Origin of the sequence: Enterobacter sichuanensis (assembly GCF_009036245.1) — a bacterium.
GTDB classification, from domain to species: domain Bacteria; phylum Pseudomonadota; class Gammaproteobacteria; order Enterobacterales; family Enterobacteriaceae; genus Enterobacter; species Enterobacter sichuanensis.
Map to the genome: position 1 here is coordinate 4016122 of NZ_CP027986.1, position 16680 is coordinate 4032801.

23 protein-coding genes are annotated in these 16680 nt (G+C 55.5%); 1 reads left to right on the plus strand and 22 read right to left on the minus strand.

Annotated features, from left to right (window positions below; all coding sequences use genetic code 11):
- Positions 1-10: 10 nt before the first annotated feature.
- The 11 genes from C1N69_RS19400 to C1N69_RS19450 form a co-directional block, all read right to left on the minus strand.
- Positions 11-2458: a phage tail tape measure protein gene (locus C1N69_RS19400; RefSeq protein ID WP_155031732.1), complete on the minus strand. Its 2448-nt coding sequence runs from the start codon at positions 2456-2458 to the stop codon at positions 11-13.
- Entirely contained in the window at positions 2448-2570 is a 123-nt protein-coding gene (locus tag C1N69_RS19405) for a GpE family phage tail protein (RefSeq protein ID WP_032658721.1), read from the minus strand. The genes C1N69_RS19400 and C1N69_RS19405 overlap by 11 nt, the downstream gene beginning before the upstream one ends.
- A 32-nt stretch (positions 2571-2602) precedes the next feature.
- Complete coding sequence (locus C1N69_RS19410) at positions 2603-2911, minus strand: phage tail assembly protein (RefSeq protein ID WP_155031733.1); 309 nt, start codon at positions 2909-2911, stop codon at positions 2603-2605.
- Positions 2912-2971: 60 nt separating this feature from the next.
- Positions 2972-3490, minus strand: a complete 519-nt coding sequence (locus C1N69_RS19415; protein ID WP_023209060.1) for a phage major tail tube protein — start codon at positions 3488-3490, stop codon at positions 2972-2974.
- 12 nt (positions 3491-3502) lie between these two features.
- On the minus strand, positions 3503-4696 hold the full coding sequence (locus C1N69_RS19420; RefSeq protein WP_155031734.1) for a phage tail sheath protein: 1194 nt from the start codon (positions 4694-4696) through the stop codon (positions 3503-3505).
- A gap of 124 nt (positions 4697-4820) precedes the next feature.
- Positions 4821-5243 carry a tail fiber assembly protein gene (locus C1N69_RS19425; RefSeq protein WP_155031735.1) on the minus strand — a complete coding sequence of 141 codons (423 nt, stop codon included), beginning with the start codon at positions 5241-5243 and terminating at the stop codon, positions 4821-4823.
- Positions 5244-7232 carry a phage tail-collar fiber domain-containing protein gene (locus C1N69_RS19430; RefSeq protein ID WP_155031736.1) on the minus strand — a complete coding sequence of 663 codons (1989 nt, stop codon included), beginning with the start codon at positions 7230-7232 and terminating at the stop codon, positions 5244-5246.
- A gap of 11 nt (positions 7233-7243) precedes the next feature.
- Positions 7244-7774: a phage tail protein I gene (locus C1N69_RS19435; protein WP_047352498.1), complete on the minus strand. Its 531-nt coding sequence runs from the start codon at positions 7772-7774 to the stop codon at positions 7244-7246.
- Entirely contained in the window at positions 7767-8675 is a 909-nt protein-coding gene (locus tag C1N69_RS19440; RefSeq protein ID WP_155031737.1) for a baseplate assembly protein, read from the minus strand. The genes C1N69_RS19435 and C1N69_RS19440 overlap by 8 nt, the downstream gene beginning before the upstream one ends.
- Before the next feature lie 5 nt (positions 8676-8680).
- Positions 8681-9031, minus strand: a complete 351-nt coding sequence (locus tag C1N69_RS19445; RefSeq protein WP_155031738.1) for a GPW/gp25 family protein — start codon at positions 9029-9031, stop codon at positions 8681-8683.
- The gene (locus tag C1N69_RS19450; RefSeq protein ID WP_155031739.1) at positions 9028-9663 is read right to left on the minus strand and encodes a phage baseplate assembly protein V; all 636 of its coding nucleotides are present in this window, start codon (positions 9661-9663) and stop codon (positions 9028-9030) included. The genes C1N69_RS19445 and C1N69_RS19450 overlap by 4 nt, the downstream gene beginning before the upstream one ends.
- 83 nt (positions 9664-9746) lie before the next feature.
- Here C1N69_RS19450 and C1N69_RS19455 point away from each other — a divergent pair, with 83 nt between their 5' ends.
- On the plus strand, positions 9747-10817 hold the full coding sequence (locus tag C1N69_RS19455; protein ID WP_155031740.1) for a hypothetical protein: 1071 nt from the start codon (positions 9747-9749) through the stop codon (positions 10815-10817).
- A gap of 34 nt (positions 10818-10851) precedes the next feature.
- On the opposite strand, the gene C1N69_RS19460 is transcribed toward C1N69_RS19455, so the two are convergent.
- The 11 genes from C1N69_RS19460 to C1N69_RS19510 form a co-directional block, all read right to left on the minus strand.
- A complete protein-coding gene (locus C1N69_RS19460; protein WP_155031741.1) occupies positions 10852-11304 on the minus strand; it encodes a phage virion morphogenesis protein in 453 nt (150 codons plus the stop codon).
- Positions 11297-11764 (minus strand): phage tail protein, encoded by a 468-nt coding sequence (locus tag C1N69_RS19465; RefSeq protein WP_155031742.1) that lies wholly within the window; start codon positions 11762-11764, stop codon positions 11297-11299. Before C1N69_RS19465 ends, C1N69_RS19460 begins: the two co-directional genes overlap by 8 nt.
- Positions 11727-11972 (minus strand): Rz1-like lysis system protein LysC, encoded by a 246-nt coding sequence (lysC, locus tag C1N69_RS22865; protein ID WP_244956310.1) that lies wholly within the window; start codon positions 11970-11972, stop codon positions 11727-11729. Before lysC ends, C1N69_RS19465 begins: the two co-directional genes overlap by 38 nt.
- Positions 11860-12285, minus strand: a complete 426-nt coding sequence (lysB, locus tag C1N69_RS23040) for an Rz-like lysis system protein LysB (protein WP_155031743.1) — start codon at positions 12283-12285, stop codon at positions 11860-11862. Before lysB ends, lysC begins: the two co-directional genes overlap by 113 nt.
- On the minus strand, positions 12282-12791 hold the full coding sequence (locus tag C1N69_RS19480) for a lysozyme (RefSeq protein ID WP_155031744.1): 510 nt from the start codon (positions 12789-12791) through the stop codon (positions 12282-12284). Before C1N69_RS19480 ends, lysB begins: the two co-directional genes overlap by 4 nt.
- Positions 12775-12996, minus strand: coding sequence for a phage holin family protein (locus C1N69_RS19485; RefSeq protein WP_017382980.1), 222 nt, complete (start codon positions 12994-12996; stop codon positions 12775-12777). The genes C1N69_RS19480 and C1N69_RS19485 overlap by 17 nt, the downstream gene beginning before the upstream one ends.
- Positions 12987-13190 carry a tail protein X gene (locus tag C1N69_RS19490; RefSeq protein ID WP_006175797.1) on the minus strand — a complete coding sequence of 68 codons (204 nt, stop codon included), beginning with the start codon at positions 13188-13190 and terminating at the stop codon, positions 12987-12989. Before C1N69_RS19490 ends, C1N69_RS19485 begins: the two co-directional genes overlap by 10 nt.
- On the minus strand, positions 13190-13696 hold the full coding sequence (locus C1N69_RS19495) for a head completion/stabilization protein (RefSeq protein WP_047352507.1): 507 nt from the start codon (positions 13694-13696) through the stop codon (positions 13190-13192). Before C1N69_RS19495 ends, C1N69_RS19490 begins: the two co-directional genes overlap by 1 nt.
- A 99-nt stretch (positions 13697-13795) precedes the next feature.
- Complete coding sequence (locus C1N69_RS19500) at positions 13796-14551, minus strand: phage terminase small subunit (protein ID WP_155031745.1); 756 nt, start codon at positions 14549-14551, stop codon at positions 13796-13798.
- A 3-nt stretch (positions 14552-14554) separates the two neighbouring features.
- Complete coding sequence (locus tag C1N69_RS19505) at positions 14555-15622, minus strand: phage major capsid protein, P2 family (RefSeq protein ID WP_155031746.1); 1068 nt, start codon at positions 15620-15622, stop codon at positions 14555-14557.
- Positions 15623-15677: 55 nt separating this feature from the next.
- Positions 15678-16520 (minus strand): GPO family capsid scaffolding protein, encoded by an 843-nt coding sequence (locus tag C1N69_RS19510; RefSeq protein WP_155031747.1) that lies wholly within the window; start codon positions 16518-16520, stop codon positions 15678-15680.
- Positions 16521-16680: the final 160 nt, after the last annotated feature.

The following is a 16680-nucleotide window of genomic DNA, read 5'->3' on the forward strand; positions in this document are numbered from 1 at the left end:
CATTTCCCCCTCAGTCATGGCGCATACTTGAGCGCTGGCGCGCACGGTTTTCCCGGTCAAGTTTATCGACCGCCTCGCGGAGCTGACGGTCAAGGTCGCTACCCGGCGCGATACCACCATTCAGGTGAATGTTATATTCCGGCTTGCTCTGGTCGACGTAAGTCTTTCCAGTGGGAGCCGTTACCGGCTGATATGCCTGATAACCGCCATATGTTGAGGTTGCCGGAATATAAGACCCATTTTGCGAGCCCGTTGTGGCACTGGCTTTTGCTGCGGTCTGGTCGAGGTCACCCGACTCTTTTTTGATGACTCCGAGCTTTTCCAGCAGCCAGCTAACCTTGCCGCTCAGGCTGTTGAAGATATTGAGTGGAGCCATCAGCGCATCAGCCAGCATCTGACCAAACGCCACGCCGACATTTTTGCAACGGTCGAGTGTTTCCTGCGTCGCCTTCACCGGTGCTAGCAGGTCAGTGAACCATTGCCAGACCCCGCGCAGTTTCTCGATGATGGAATCAAACACCGGCGCAAGTGGTGAGAAAATTCCGGCCACCGGCGCAAAGGCCGCTTTAAGCCCTTCCACCACGCCGGAAAAGAATGCGCTGATTGGCTCCCAGTGTTTCCGAATCAGGAGCGCACCGGCCACCACCGCACCGACAACCGCCACCACTGGCAGGCTAATTGCCCCGATGGCGGTCACTATCGCGCCACCGGTCACGGTAAACACCGTTCCCAGCAGGCCAGCAGCGGCAATAATGGCGTTGATACCCATCACTACCGGCCACGCAACGAGACCAATACCGCCTATAATGCCAATCAACGCCAGCGCGCCACCGGCAACGACACCAATAGTGGTCGCAAGTGTTTTATTTTGGGTGATCCACCCGTCGAGCTTTAAAACATATCGTGTAGCCGTTTGCGTCAGCTTACGCAGTGAGCCCTCCTGCTGGTCAAACAGGTCAGTACCGACGGCCTCATAAGCTGACTGGAATTCTTTGAAGTCGCCCCCGAGGTTGTCCTGCATGATTTTGACCAGCTCCTCGGTTTTGCCGTCAGAGGCTTTAAACGCTGCCGTGAGCTGGTCGAGTTTGCCGCTTGAGGCCGCGGTCATCAGTACCGCCGCCGCTGAGCTGGCCTCCTCACCGAAAATGGTTTTCATGTACTCGCCGCGCTGGCTTGTTCCGAGATTGTTTTTCTCAAAACTGTGCTGCATTTCTTTCAGAATGGCGAATATCGGGCGCGTATTACCCTTGCTGTCAGACGTTTTAACACCGAGTTCTTTAATGGCCTCGTATGCTTTACCGGTTGGAGCCTGCAGGCGACTCAGGACGGCACGGCTACCCGTTCCCGCCATCGAGCCGGTGATTTTGGCGTCATGGAGCGCCCCGACCATTGCGGCAGTCTGCTCGATACTGACCCCGGCATTTTTTGCCACCGGCGCGGCATAGGTCAGCGCGTCGCTCAGCCCGTCAAAGTCAGCAGCCGTTTTGTTCATCGTCATAGACAGCACGTCGCCGATGTGTGCGATCTGGTCGTTTGACATCTGAAACGCGGATTTCATACCCGTCAGCAGCGCGGCGTTTTCTTCCATCGAGCGCTGGTTAGACAGCGCCATATTCAGCGTGACCGGCGTCGCCGCCTGAATGGCTGCAGCATCCCCGCCGCTTTTCGCAATGATAATCTGCGCGCTCGCCGCATCGTCTGCAGACGCAGCGGTATTGTCACCGAGCTGGCGTGCCTGTTTGCGCAGCGCCTCCATTTCGGGTGACTGTTTGTCGACCCCGAGCACGGCCTGCAGCTCAGAGTTTTTCTGTGCAAACGAATAGCCAGGCATCAGCAGTTTTACCCCGGCCATCGTTCCCGCCGTGGCGATACCTACACCGGCAGCGCCTGCAGCGGCCATATTTCCCGCTAGCTCCTTGCCAGATTTATATCGCTCTTTCACCTGGCTTAATTTCGCCTGCTGAGCACTGACCCGCGCCAGTGCTTCACGTTGCCGGTTAAGCTGAGCGGTGGTTTCACTGATGCTCGTTTTCAGGCGGCGCTCATCCGCCGAGAGGGTGCGGGTATTAATCCCGGCCTGCGCGAGCTCGCTGCGCTGGCGCTGTATCGACTGCCTGAGGCTGTTGTATTTGAGCTGCAGGTCAGCAGCGGATTTTTTTGCCGCTTCCATTGCGCGCGCCTGCGCATTAGTGGGGTTTTCCGTGTTTTTAAACTGGACGGCCAGCGCAGCGGCCTCCTGTTTCGCTTTGTTAAGCGACTGACCGGTCACGGCAAGCTGTGCGCTCGCTTTCCTGAATCCGTCAATTCGGGACGCCTGCGCATTCAGATCGCGCAGGCTGTTTTGAGAAGTGCGGATGTCGCCTGCAAGGGTCTTGCTGGCAGTCTGGATAGCTTTGAGCGGTCGGCTTGCCCGGTCTACTGCGTTCAGCAGTACCTCAATCCTGACGTTATTGCTCATGGTGGTTTCCGCTTCGCTGCAGCGCCTTGTCGCGCCATGTGATGAGCTCGGTCACACTCAGGGAATTCAGCTCTGATGGCGGCCAGTGAAATATCACCGCGATATCCGCCATCAGGTCATCGACCGAAAGGTTATCCGGGAAGGTCAGCGAGCCGAAGATTGTGACAAAAAACCGACCACCTTACCGGCGAGTAAAATCAGGTCTGATGCTTCCAGACGCATGACCTCGTGCTCGGTCAGCGCCGGGTAAGTCATGCGCGGCAGCACCTTAATCAGCGCATCGACGTCAGAGTTTGCCAGTGCCGCCAGACTCACACCGCGCAGGGTTCCGGCGTTGGGTTTGGTCAGCGTCACCTGTTCGATTTTTTGCTCACCGCGCATGACAGGGTTATCGAGGATCACAATGTTCGGGTTTTCGGTTTCGGTGGTGGCGATTTCGTTGATGTTTTCCATGATGTTGCTCTCTTTGAAATTGAGTAAATGCCCGGCCAGCCTGGCTGACCGGTTAAGGGATTACAGGCCAATCGCCCGGCGGTGCTCAGCGAGACGGTCGACGCCGTCGACTTTCATCACCATGTTGATGACGTCAATTTCGATGACCTCTTTGCCGTCAATCGTAAGCTGGTAGTAAGCGCACTCGGTCGACATCTTGGTCGTGCCGCTTTCACCCTGTTTGTTCTCGCCGCCGTCGTACTCCTTGTGACGGCCACGCATGACCACCTCAACGGCAGAAATTGCGCCGGTATCATCGCGCTGGAATGAGCCAGTGAAGCGCAGCGGCACGCTGTCTGCACCCGGTGACGCGTACTGCGCCCACAGCTCAACGTCAGGCAGGCCGCCCAGCGTCCACTCAAGCGACAGCGCATCGTCGTCGAGGCCGAGGTCAATCGACACCGCGCCCGGCATCCCGCCGCCGCGATATTTTTCGAGCTTACGGGTCAGCTTTGGCAGGGTGACGGATTCAACGACGCCCATGTAGCTGAGACCGTCGTTAAACATATTCAGATATTTCAGTTTGCGTGGTAACGCCATGCTCTGAGCTCCTTAGCTGTTGACCGAGTCTGACAGGTCTGCCAGATAGGTATCAGTGATGCGCTGGCGCAGGGTCAGGTTTTCCAGCGGCGGGACGGGGGTGTAGTCGTAGTCAATGTATAGTTTCCCGGCTTTCAGGGTTTCCACGCTGTTTGACTCCGGGTCGTACCAGCATGAGCCGTCAACGATATAGCCGTTATTTTTCAGCTCGCGGAATTTGGCATTGATACCGGCGACGATGTCACGGATGAGCGTTGCAGAAACGGGCTTATCCATCGCCCACGCGTGCGCCTCTGCCATCGTGTCGGCCAGCACCTGCGCCGTGCGGGTGTAGTTTTCAAACACGAATAACGGATCGTCCGAGCAGGTGCGGTTACCCCAGAATTTGAAGCCGTCGTTACGGATGAGTGTTGTCACCCCGGCCTGATTCAGCAGGTTGGCGTCGGTGGCCTGCTCCTGCAAATCCCATGAGACCGAGGCACTGACACCGGTGACGCCATTCACCCCCACGTTGGACAGCGTTTTGTGCCAGCCGGTCTCCTGGTCGATTCTGGCACGCAGGCCGAGCGCCCGGGCGGTCGCCCATGCAATATCGGTTTCGTTTGCCGTGGTGTCCCATGCAAGAAAATCAGGGTGAATCACCATGAGCTCACGCTGGCTGAAGTTCTCACGGTATTTGATGGCGTCAGAAATGGTCTTGCATCCCCACGCGCTCACATAGCCGAACGCGCGCAGGCTCTGGCAGGTCGACGCAAGCTCGGTCGCCACTTCCTGCGTATCCAGCCCCGGCACGCCGAGAATGCGAGGTTTAACGCCGGTGACGGTTTTCGCCGTTAACAGCGCTTTCAGACCGGTGTATTTGCCGTTCTCATCCGTCGTACCGATGATGTTGGAAATGGTCTCTTTTTGTGCCGCTTCCGGGTCGTCAGGGTCTTCGATACCTTCGGGAACGCGCACCACCACAATGACCGGTTTGCACTGGTCGGCGATGGCCTGCAGGGATTTTGCCAGCGTGCCTTTTTTACCGGCTTTACCGATAGCCGTTTGCACACTGGTAATCAGCACCGGCTCGTTAAGGGGGAATGTCTTTGCGTCAGCATCGCTGGCCGTGCAGACCATGCCGATGATGGCCGTCGAGACGGTGGAAATGGTGCGCGTGCCATCGTTAATCTCGATGACCTCGACGCCGTGATGATAGTCGCCCATCTGTTTAACTCCGTGGTTAAGGGGTGCGACTATTTTCTGTTGTGTGCTCTGCGGGCGCGATGCAATGGCGTTGGTGGAGGTATGAGACAACAAACAAAAAGCCCTCCGGGTGGAGGGCTTCGAATTATTCAGGCAGCAAAGGCCAGTCGACCGGACCGGTGACGGATTCAGTGGGGATATCCTCCACCTCGTCAATGTAATCGAGCACGCTGTTTAACAGCTCTGTTTCCGCATCGCTGAGCGTGCGCCCGGCCTGCAGCTTGAGCTGAATAACGCTCACTGACTGCATGGCGTTGCCGATTAACATTTCCTTTTGCGCTTCTGCGATGGCCGGATAATTAATTTCAACGGCCTGCAGCACGGGCTGGCCGTACTCATCCGGGACAATCGAGCTGCCTTTAGCCTGCCCCTCAATTAAATACTGATACCACCGGTCTGATATCGCGCTGGCATCCTCAGGCCATCCGGCACCGGCAATACACGCCGGTTTATCCGCCTCAAAATAAAAGCCCTGTCTGCTTGCACTGTAATAAACTTGATTTTCCATTCAGTACCCCACGGCCTTAATCAATGCGGCAACCTGCCCGACGCTGCCGTAAGCCCTGTTTGCTCTTACCACACAACCGGTGTTTGATTTCGATATTAGCTGGAACATCCCCTCAGTATCATTGCTGTTATTCACGTTCAGGGTTCCCACCTCAACATGCAGGCAGGCACTCGGGAATGCTTTCGGAAAGGTGATCGTCTGCGTGGCTTCGCTGGTCATGGTTGCCCCCTGACACCACTGCTCTATAATGCCGGTACTCCCGCATTGCCACCAACCGTTATCCGCCCTAGAGGCCGAGTTTGGCGCACCGTAGGAGCCTTTGGGTTGGAATCGCCCGTCGCTTTCTGCTTTCGTGTAGACGCTGGTTTTTGCGGCGTAACCATTATCTGACTCAGCCTTAGTGTACGAATCCCCAACCTTTGCTAATTGCACCACTGCATTGCTGACCCTGTGACGCATGTAAGGTCTTGCTGCATCTCCGCTCACAAAACCTGCGTATGTGGCTCCATCCGTATTAATATATCGGCTGTCAAAATTGCTATAGTTTGTCGGTATAATCTGACCGGTGAATGAAAACGTTGTTTTATTCCAGAACCCAACCATTGCACCGTTAGACCATAAATCTACCTGTCCATCGATAGAGCTACGCAATCCAGAGTCATTGTCGCCAATATTAAGAATCCCTGAGCCGACGACACCTATCTGAGTGGTTCCTTTTATGGTTAATCCTCCGTTAAGAGTTCCACCTTTTATAGGAAGAGCACCAACATCATCGGCAGTTGGCTTGTTTAATGTCGTGTAATGCATAGCCCATGCAGTATCAACATCGAGAGCGACATCAGAAAGAGAAAACCTTGAATAAAATCTCCCGGAAGTGTCCATGAAAGCCTGGGCGCGGCGAGACGCGCCATATGCTGATTGCCATCCCGCGCCATTTGCGGGTACTTCTTTTGAATCAGCGGCGGCATATGCGAGGAATTGCGATGCCTGTCCCATGCGGAATTGAGCGGCAGAACCCAGCCCCTGCCAGCCCACCACTGGAACACGTCCTGCAGTTGTGTCGGTCATTGACGTTACGACATTTGCACCTGACGCCGTTCCCAGAGTCTCTTTCATTTCATTAACTGCGGCGCTTACTGCTTTAGGTGTGGCCGCCAATGTCTCTGACGCGCTGTTAGTCGCACTGCTTAACTGGACAATCCCCTTTCGTCCTGTGGTTGCATCCTGCGCAGTGTATTTGCCGTTCGCAAGGTCATACGCCGCTTTAACTGCTTTCGGCGTCGCTGCGAGCACCTCAGACGTGCTGTCGGTGGCACTGCTGAGCTGAACGATACCTTTTTGCGCCGTGGTGGCGTCCTGAGCCGTGTATTTTGCTTTAGCAAGGTCATACGCCGCCTTAACCGCTTTCGGCGTTGCTGCGACGCTCTCAGACACGCTGTCGGTCGCATTGCTTAACTGCGTAAACCCCTTTGCGGTGAGCGTGGCGTCAGGATGACGGCGGGACTGCTCATGCTCTGCGATTTTATCGTCGACATAGTCCTGCGTTGCCATGACCGTTGAGGTATCAATCGTCAGCTCGACCGACTCGATATCGCTCACCATAATGACCATGCGCACGGTCTGCGCGCGGCCTGAGCCCTCTGCCAGCGCTGGCTTGTAGCTTTCGGCCATATTACCGACTGCAATCAGCGTACCGGTGTCGTCATAGAGACCCATTTCACGCATCCAGAAACCGCCGGTTTCAGGCGGGATAAGCAGCTCCGCGACGACATAATTTTTGTTTTTCTTGTCCTGGCTGATTTTATTCAGGGCATGACGCCAGACCTCTTTGACGAGTTTCGTCTGGTTTGGGTCAGGCACCGGCAGCGTGCCGCCACCGTCACCGATGGCCATCGCCGTAAAATTCACTTTTTTCCCGTTCGGGACGGTCGCTGCGGCCAGCTTAATCGCACCGGCTTTGGTGATGACCGTTTTATATTTCACTGTCATTGTTCTCTCACTTATCCGGGATAAACCGTGATGATGTCGCCGTCATAGGTCAGGGCTCCGGTGTAGAGGTGGCCGGGGATGTCCTGAATGATATTGAGGCCGATAAGGTGGCGGCTGGCTGGCTTGGCATCCGCGATGAGCCGCTCCATCTCGTAATACATTTCTTCGGTGATGCCGGTCTCTAACACACCGATATCGAGGCGAAACGTGCCGGGCGGGTCGTTGGTTTCCCACCATTCGGTCACGTTAATCAGATAGCCGAGCGGCTCCACCACGCGACGCACAGCCCCAATCGTCCCTTTGTGTGCATGAATAAACCACGCCGAGCGGATCACATCGCGCTTTGTGGCCTCCGGCCAGTTCTCATCCCAGCGGTCAACGGAAAACGCCCACGCCAGCCACGGCAGCAGATTTGCCGGGCAGTCGTCAGGGCTCCAGAGGCGGCGCAGGGGAACGGGGGTATTTTCAATCTCAGCGCAGGCGCGCGCTGCCGCCACCTCAAGCGGTGACGAGCCCACCGGCAGCAGGCGGGTATCATTCATCGTTGCCCCCGATAGTCACACTGTACTCACTGCACCATGACGCCTGCGTGTCATCGAGTACGATGTCGGCCACCGGCGCGGCCAGCTCGACGCGCTGCACGCCCTCGACGTGGAGCGCGGCATAAATGGCCGACTTGCGGATATCGCGACCGAGGCGGTGCTGCGCGGTGATATACGCCTGCAGCTTTGCTTTTGCCGCATTGAGCACCGGCTCGCTTTCGGGACCGGGGTAAAGGTAAAGCGACGCGATGATTTTATAGTCGACAATGTTCGCCGACTGCACGGTCACGCGGTCAGCGACCGGCCTGACGTCCTCATCGTTGAGCGCGTTGCGCACGATAGCGAGCAGCTCGTCAGACGCCACGCCGTTATTTTCGCGGGACAGCACCGTCACCGTGACACACGCAGGCGCGGGACTGATGACCGAAATATCGGCGACCCGCCCGTCAGCGCTGCGGCCATGAAACTGATATGCGCCGGTTGAGCCTGCGGTACTCAGCCCCTCGAATGCCTGTTGAATGCGCAGACGGTAGTCGGTGTCCGACTCCATGACGGCAGGCGTCGGCGGTAACGTCGTGTCGTCTGCAGGCGTGATGACAAGGCGCTCGACGTTGTAATTTCCGCCTAACTGGTCGAGGTCAGTACCGGCAGCGTAGGCCAGCATGACCGCGCGTGCGGACTCGTTTACACGCTGACGCCAGATAACTTCCCGGTAGGCGTTATCCTGCAGCAGCTTCACCAGTGGCTCTGACTCAAGCGTCAGCGTGCGCGCGATAGCGTCCTGCTGGTCTTCCGGGTACAGCGAGACGAGCGTCGCCTTTCGCTCTGCAAGGATGGTTTCATAGTCCAGCACTTCCACGACATCAGGCGCGGCGAGCTGGTTAAGGTCAACAATTGCCATAGCGTTTAACTCAGTGGAATGGTGAGTGAAAAAGGCTGGCCGCCGGTTGAGCGCGTGCCGGTGATATCGACATACAGCCCGCCGTCGGTGTCCGACCGTTCAAAGGTGATGGTTGTCAGGCTGACGCGGGGCTCCCACTTCTGGATCGCGGAATAGCACGCGGCCATAATCTGCAGGCGCAGTGCCGGGGTCTGCGGCTGGTCAATAAGCTGCGACAGGAGCGAACCGTATTCGCGACGCATGACGCGCGAGCCAACCGGCGTGACCAGAATGTCGCGCACGCTTTGCCGGATATGCTCAACCTCAGAGATACTGAGCCCGGTCTGGCTGTTCATTCCCAGATAACGCACGGTCATTTGATGCCCTCCGTCCAGCTTCCGCCCCGTTCGACGCCGCCGTGGTCGTGGTCATCCACCTGCACGCCATTTGAGGTCAGTTTCCCGCCGGTGTGTTCGATGTTCCCGGTCATTTTCCCGCCTTTCTGCACTTCGAGCGTGCCGGTTATCAGCTTGTTGGTACACACCACCTCGGGTGTATCGAGCGTAATGCGGGTATCGGCTTTCACCAGCACCACCGGCACGGTGGCCGTAATGAAATCTGACGCGGTGATGTCGGCGGTTTGGATGCCTGACACGGTGAGCGCGCCGTTTTCGGGTTCGTACTCAATAACCGCCCCGTCAGGAAAGGAAATGTGAAGCGCATCAGGGGAGGCAGACGGCGCGGGATGGTCATCAGAGAAAATGCCCGGCAGCACAAAGGCCGTATCGAGCTCACCGCCGATGGCCAGCAATAACACCTGCTCGCCAACGGACGGAGCCCACCATACGCGTGAGCGACCAGCGCGACAGGTAAGCCAGTTCAGCCAGGTGGTTTCCATCCCACCAGTTTGAACACGACACAGCCCCTTGTCGGAGTCGACTTCGCTAATAACACCAATGCGGATGAGATTCCGCAGAATTCGCATAACGTTATTGAGTTCGGTTTTCATTAGCGCATAATGTTACGTTACAAAAATGATTTAAACTCAATGTCGTTTTGTCACATCCTATACAACGTAACGGGCAAGCCTTAATGAAAATAAAGTTTTTTGAGACTCCAAAAATTCAACAACTGCTTCAAAAGTACATTATCGAAATGGAGTCATTAGCTGTTTCGAATGAATTTGAAAACGAGAGAAATCACCTCATCAAAAATGCTCTGGATATGTTTTTAAAAGAGCCCGAGCAATGGGATGAGAAAGCAGCGTTTAACATCAAGTTTATAGGCGAAGCAATTAGCAATGAGTTAGAAGATAAGTTACTTTCTTTTTATTCCCTAAACCTTCTTTTTACCTCGTGCTTTCGCATTGTTATTGAACCTTCCACATTTACAACAATGGTTAATAGTCCATCGGATACTATAAGGAAAATAAAGGACTTTGGAATTTATAGATATAATGAATTCGACGAAAGAAGTAAGGGGCAAATAGATTACGCACTCAGGGAGATGCCGATAGTTATAGTGAGGGAGGCATTTAAAGACGGTGATATAAGCACCTACAATGATTTCTTAAAGAATGTTAGGTCGTCAAGAGCGTTTGCGCGTGAATGGGAGAAATATATAGAAAACAAAACCAAGCAAATTGATGGTATAAAAACCACCCTTGACGGTTATGAGAGTGCTTTCAATTTTGTCGGCCTGTATGACGGTTTTAATTCGCTGGGAAACCAAAAGTCGAGTGAGATTCTTTGGTCAAGGTTCTTGCTTGTAGCTCTAGCTATAGCTATCCCTTGTCCGCTAATGATTGAGGTTGTGTTAACTATAAAAGGCGTTATAGGCACAACCTTAATTGACAAGCTTGTAAGTTTTATCCCTTTATTTTCACTGACATTTATTTTGATTTATTATTTTAGGGTTGCCCTTACAAACCATACCTCACTTAAGGCACAGGCATTGCAAATTGATTTAAGAAAAAGTCTTTGTCAGTTCATTCAAAGCTATGCCGATTACTCCAAAAAAATTAAAGAGTCAAACCCCAACTCACTTGCGAAATTTGAAGAGGTTATCTTTTCAAACATTATGCCAAATCAAGAAAAGATCCCTTCTACCTTTGATGGCATCGAACAAATAGCAACCCTGATTTCAGCGGTAAAGCCAAAGTAACTTTTTTAGTGGCGGGGCTATCCCGCCATGCAAGTTAATTATTAAGAATAAATTCACTTATCACTTTATTTATTACTTCTTGATCAGTCTGGCTAAATCCGAGTAACTTTCGCTCTGCATACTGCACGTCACGGCTGTGCGGATTTGGCCGGTCTTTGAGGCCGTACTGATGGACACGCGCTATGCGCTGCACTTTTCCGGTAAATTCCACCACAGCACTGTTTTCGCGACCTGTGGCTTTCATGTACCGGCTTGTGCGGAGCTTCTGGAACATCGCCCGCTTAATCCGCCCGCTCTTAGCCCTGAGAGGCTGACGCTTTCGCGCCTGATACGGTGAGCCGTCCGGGGCTTTTTGCTGTTTGATACGTTGCTGTTGCGACTTGCGCAGATCCTTTGCTATCTCCCCGGCCAGTTTCCGGCGCGCTGCCGGTGACAGGGCTGCAATCAGACCATTGAGCCTGTCGTCAAAGGGCTTTAATTCACTCATCCCACTTACTCACCAGTTCGCCGTTGATGTAGAGCTCTTTTGGACGCGTGACGGGTTCAGGCAGTGGCGGCTCCGGGGCATAGCTCACATGCAGTGCGCCGTTTTCCTCTTTGATGAGGGTGCGCTCGGTGAGCTGCAGGCTGATGCTGATATCGACACTATCCCCGTCGTTTAAATCCATCTGGAAACGATAGCCCTTTTTACGCCCCTCATCGAGCGTGCATATATCCGGCTGATTTTCCCTGAGCCACGCGGCCACCGGCACGAAAATCAGGTCAGGGTCGCCCACAAAGTCACACACGATCACATTCAGGGTATAAATTTTCTCATGCGACAGCGAAGCCGCGAGACGCGCATCGATATTGCCCTCATCGGCAAAGATGCGCATCATTTCGGGGTTCGTTTCCAGTTGCGGAATGGCTTTAATCAGCGCTTCGCGCAGGCTGCGTGCTTTCTTCATCAAGTTTATCCTGACAGTCTTTGACGGTTTCAACCTGCAGCGCGCAGGCGGCGAGCGCGTGCTCAAGCCTGCGAATATCGGCGCTCAGGTCGCCATTAGTGGCCGGGTCGCTTTCCGGCATCGGGCAATAACTCACCTTCGGGCAGGCGCTGTAAACAATGACCGGCGGAGGCGCAACCGGCGCGGGTGTGCAGCCTGCGCACAACATCAGGCAGCTTATCGCCATACCAGCGGCGTAAGGTTTCATTCTCATTAATCAGCCTCGTAATGGTTTCTTCTCGCCGCACGGCCATTTCACCTGCGGCCATCAGTTCGCTGCGTAAACTGACCTGCGCGGTTTCGTTCGTCCTGGCGATTTGCTGCGACACGGAAAGCTGATTTTTCAGCATTCCTATCGTCGTTTTTTGTTCGGTAGCGACCTTATTCGCCCGCTCAAATGAGCGGGACAGGTTGCCGTTTTCATGACGCTGCCAGATCACAACCGCCATCAGCGCGGCCAGTAAAAACAACATCACTTTCATTGAATCCCCCTGAGGCAGTAAGCACGCTCTCGCGCACGGCGGTTTTCCAGCCCTTTGTTTATTTCGCCATTCACATAAACCCAGCGGGGGAGCTGGTCGCATACCTGCCACCATTGATGGCGCTTGATATAAGCGACCATCGTCGACCGGCAGGCCGCACCGGTTCCCACGTTGAATGAGAAACTGACCAGCGCGTCGTAAATGTGCTGCGGCATTTCCACCGGCACGCAGACCGCGAGGCGTTTCTCGACGTTCATGACATCCGCGACCAGATTCGCCGCCGCCTGACGCTCGGTAATTTCCCCTTTCGGCACGACGCCTGCAGTGTGGCCGATGCCTGACGTCCACACTCCCGCGCTGCACTGGTAAGGCGTCAGGCGACATCCTTCGAGGTCGGCAATCAGCGCCAGCCCCTCGGGCGAGGTGTTAAGCAGACGAAAGTCAGGCATCAGAGCCGCCAGCGCCAGCACTGCGGCCACACTGCAACGTTTAACGATTGATTTCACGAATAGCCCCTTTATCGAGTCCGAGCGATGTCAGATAGAGGTACGTCTTGCGCTTAAACCAGTAGTTAGTCAGCGCAGTAAAAATGGCGCATCCGCCGCCCACGTAAAGCGCCATCTTTTCGGGCGACATTGCCCCGAGATATGCCAGCGCGACGGCCAGCCAGTAGGCGATAAACGTGGTGATTTTTTCCATACTCAGTCCCATAGATTCACCGTTTCGGTTCTGGCCGCGCTGTCGGTCTCGGGCAGTTCAATTGCCGTGCCGTGCGGCAGGATGACGCCGAGTTCAGACAGGCCGGGATTTGCCTCCAGGACGGTTTCGACCACGCCCTCTGTGCGCCCGTAGTAGCGCGCACAAATCGCGTCGAGGGTGTCGCCCTGCAGCGCATACGCTTTCATCAGATTTGCCCCACAATGCAGCGTGCTTTGTCCTGGATGCGCGCCACAGACCAGCGCATGTCCCGCCACATTTCATCGATAGTGCTGTCGATGCTGTCGGCCTTTTTGTCGCCTTTGGCAGTCGCATCCACGCCGCGAAAACGCTCATAAAGCGTGGCCGTCGTCATCGAGCACACGGCGTTGAAGTAGTGGAAAACGCGCACGCTCTCGCCGTCGAGTTTGTCCGTCGGGACATCCGCCAGCGTGGCGTAACCGGCATCGATCTGACGCTCGCGCCAGTCGCTCAGCTCTGCGTTAGTCTCCGCGATGGCGGTCTTAATCGCCCGGCGCAGACGCACAGGGGAAACGGTCTGCTCTAAACGCATTTCCTCGCGCACGCGCTTCGGATCCACGTCAGGAAAAAACGGGGTGTTTTTGATTACCGGCTCGCTCACGCCCGGTGGCGGTATCACCACGCCCGGCACATCCTGCGGCTCTTTGTTTTGCTCAATAATCAGCGTCGTCATGACAACCTCGGGTAATGGGTGGGCGGTGGACGCCGGTCGCAGTCAGGGCAATTGATACCCGCATTGACCGGCGTGCCGCCCGGCTCGGGGAGCGCTCGGTTAACCTGCGGCTTTTACCGCCTTTGGTGGACGCCCGCGCCGTGCCGCAGGTTTGGCGGCAGGTTTGCGCGTGCGCGGTTTAGTCGTTTTGGTTTTCGGTGCCGGTTCGGGTTTTGGCCTGAGCTGACGCTCTAACTGCTCGATGTCTTTTCGAACGCCGATGGCGCTCTCTAACTGGATCGCACGCTGCAGGTGCGCCAGTGCCTCGGGCAGTTGCTCTGCGTCACGCAGCACGTAGCCGGTGATTTTGTGCAGCTTCGCGCGCACGATGTCGGGCATATCCGCACGCTCGGTCAGTGCGAGGGTGTCGAGCAGGTTCGCCAGTTCGACAGGCTGTTTTGCACTGCGCAGGCGCTGCGCGGCCAGTGCCACCTCCTCGGCCAGCAGGTAAGGCGTCGGACGGCGACCGGTCGGCATGGTCAGGCCATAGGTCAGCGCATAACGGGCAATTTCCAGCGCCCCGGCGATATCGTCAGCATCAAGACGCCAGAGCATGACCGTCATGACGATGTCATCCTGTGCACCTTTGCCGTTTGCGAGGACGCCAGCGACCCACGGCAGATAGAACGGCAGCAGCTCGCGCTTTTTGTCTGCCTTGCGTTCATTGGATCGGATTTGTTTCAGCGTGCGGTTGTCTGCGGCCAGCTTAACGAGCATCTGCTCATAGACAGTTGCATTGCGCAGCGGGACAGCAGCCCGCCGCGCTGTTTCAGAGGCCGAGACCCGCATCATGTGACGCGCTGCGGGACTCGTCATGGCTTACTCTCCGCTTTCCGGTGCTGCAGGGGCGGTGAAGTCACCGAGCTTGATATTTTCAATCAGGCAACCAGCGGCATAAGCCTCGACCACATAGTCAACATTCATTGACTCGTAGTTTTCGATGCGGTCTTTCTTCGGGTTTTCAATGATGCTGCGGCGATGCGCGTCATCCATGAAGTAGATAGACAGATTGTCGAGACGCGTCACCATCAGGGCATTAGCCGGGAAGTAAGGCACGCGCACGGCTGGCAGGTTGCCGATTCGCTTCTGGCTGATGATGATGTCAGCGGCCAGCGACTCGCTGTTTTCCTGCTCTTTGTTGACGATCGGGAAATACTTATCCGCCATCAACTTACGCCCGGTGATGACAACCAGCTCCGGGTCATCCTGATAAATCTCGTCAATCAGATTGCCGGTGGCATCCATAACCAGCGCGTCGAGGTTCGCATAGTCGCCGTTTTTACCCACGCGGATCACATCGGAAATGACCTTGCCGTCCTCGTCGGTGATTTTGGACATCACGCGCGCGGGCGCTTCTTTGCGGTACTTCTGCAGCCAGCCGGTCGCTACGTCCTGCAGCAGGGGATTTTTTTTACGGTCGGACGTTTCCGCACGCTCGATACCGTTAAAACCGGCCATGATGAAATCAAGGGACTGACGCTTGATAATGGCGTCACGGATACGGGTCTGGAAGTCCTGGAATCGCGCCCACAGGTCGAGCTGTTTGTAGCGGATATGGAAGTCAAAGTTAATCTGCGCGCACTCGTATTTGAATGACTCCAGCGCCGTGAAGTCAGCGGTTTTACGCTCATCATCACCGGCGGTGTCGGCGGTGCTCGCAATCGTACCGTTAACGCCCACCCCGACTTTTTCGCCCTTCAGCTCGTCGACCGGCACGATGTTGATTTTGGTCAGAAACGCGGATGACATCTGCAGGGTGGTCATCAGGGTTTGCGTGACCGACGGCTCGACGGTGAATTTCTTCGCCACGTCATCAGTGGAAACGCCGTTCAGCTCCGCAACGCGGGACAGATAGGCATTAAATTTGAAACGGGTATCTTTACGCATGGTTTTTCCTGTTCGGGTAATAGGTATCTGGCCGGGCAACGCGCCCGGCGTGTTATCAGCAGTTGGTCAGCAGCTCGTCGCCCGTACCGCCTTTTGAAAGCTCGCGGCGCGGCTGGCGCTGGCTTTCGGTGTTATCGAGGGAGTTTTTCAGGGAGGTAAACGCCTGCTTGTTTTTAGCAACCGCATTGGTCACACCCTGCATTAATGTCTCCAGCTCGGTAATGCGCTGGTCAGTGGCGGTGAGGTTGGTTTGTACCAGCTCAGTGACGGTGGTCACCGCCTCATGCACATCGGCGAAACGTGCGTCGTCGCTGGCCTGCTTGCGGCTGAAAATGGCCTTAACTTTGTCGGTCAGGCTGTTGAACATGGTGTCGGGAACGTCCTCAAACTCCAGCTCAGCCAGTGAGGCCACAGAGAAAACGTCGTCCGGCTGGTCTTTTTTACCGGCGAGCGGGTTCTGCGTGGCTCGGCTGCAGAATTCGAGGTATTCCGTGCCGAGGCTTGCCGGGTCATCGGTGACGGCCAGGCCAACGAGATAACACTTGCCGCTGTTGGCAAAGTTCGGGCGGATCTCCATGGAGGTGTAAACCTTCTGCCCGGCCTTAACCATGCTGACCAACTCGTCGAGCGGCTGGATTTTGCCAAACAGCGCTTTTTTGCCATCGAGCGCAGAGCCATCGCTGATAATCTCCGCCTTAAGCTCGGTTACATCGCCATAACGTTTAAACTGGCTGTCAGGCATCAGTCCCCGGATATGTTCGAGGTTAATGCGGCAGCCGTAGACGCGCGGGTCGAACGTGTCGGCCATATCCTGAATATCATCGCCGCTGATGACACGGCCATCGCAGGTGTCACCCTCGACGCCGATGCGAAACCATTTAGAAACTTTCTTTGCCATTGTTCAGGTGTCCTGATGTTGGGTTTTCGGGTCGGGGTTAGTTTCCCGACTCTCTCCCGCATCAGCCACCGATTGAGCTCCTGTTAGCTCTGACACAACAGGCACTTAGCGCTAACAGCGCCCCATTTCCTTAGCCTTGCCACGTGACACCAAAACGAGG